1 protein-coding gene is annotated in these 564 nt (G+C 40.8%); it reads right to left on the bottom strand.

Going from position 1 to position 564, the window contains the following annotated elements:
• Positions 1-51: 51 nt before the first annotated feature.
• Positions 52-429 carry a hypothetical protein gene (locus E8M12_RS16260; protein WP_211245071.1) on the bottom strand — a complete coding sequence of 126 codons (378 nt, stop codon included), beginning with the start codon at positions 427-429 and terminating at the stop codon, positions 52-54.
• Positions 430-564: the final 135 nt, after the last annotated feature.

Genomic DNA, 564 nt, shown 5'->3' with positions numbered 1-564 from the left:
CCGCTTATCGCTCATTCCAGCCCTTGACCTCTATCTCGTAACCAGTTCCAGTTAAGAACGGTCTATTAAAATAAATCCAGACCTGGAAATTTTATACTTCTGCGGCAGCAAATCAGTGTCGAAAGGATGTCCCGTACCTTTAGCATACATTCCGTCAGGCAACCAAACGCCTCCATCGCATTCTGGTTCGTAAAAGTGAGCTTGATTTTCATACTCTTTTCGAATATTTCGCTTTTGATTCGCTTCGTCCGCGGGGATATATTCTAGTTCACAACCCCGATAAGGAGAGAAGCTTCTAAATATTATGTAGTTACCGCCTGTCGCCTGTTTCATAACAAAGTAGGAATTATTCACTTCAATTATTTGACCAACTTCTAACGATGAAACATCAACCTCCAACCATTTTTGGTTTTCACTTTTTTGACTCACCTTCAGAGACGATACAAATATGCTAATAACGCTAATAAACCCGAAAGTTAACAATGAAATAGTCGACCATTTGATAATTGTTTTCCTGCTCATCACTTAGCACCTCCTGGTCGGCGTATGTCTCAAGTTCGCTCT

The sequence above is a fragment of the Thalassotalea mangrovi genome (assembly GCF_005116735.1).
Classification (GTDB): Bacteria; Pseudomonadota; Gammaproteobacteria; order Enterobacterales; family Alteromonadaceae; genus Thalassotalea_A; species Thalassotalea_A mangrovi.
The sequence above is the reverse complement of the archived record's forward strand: the minus strand, read 5'-3'. Positions and strand labels throughout refer to the sequence as shown.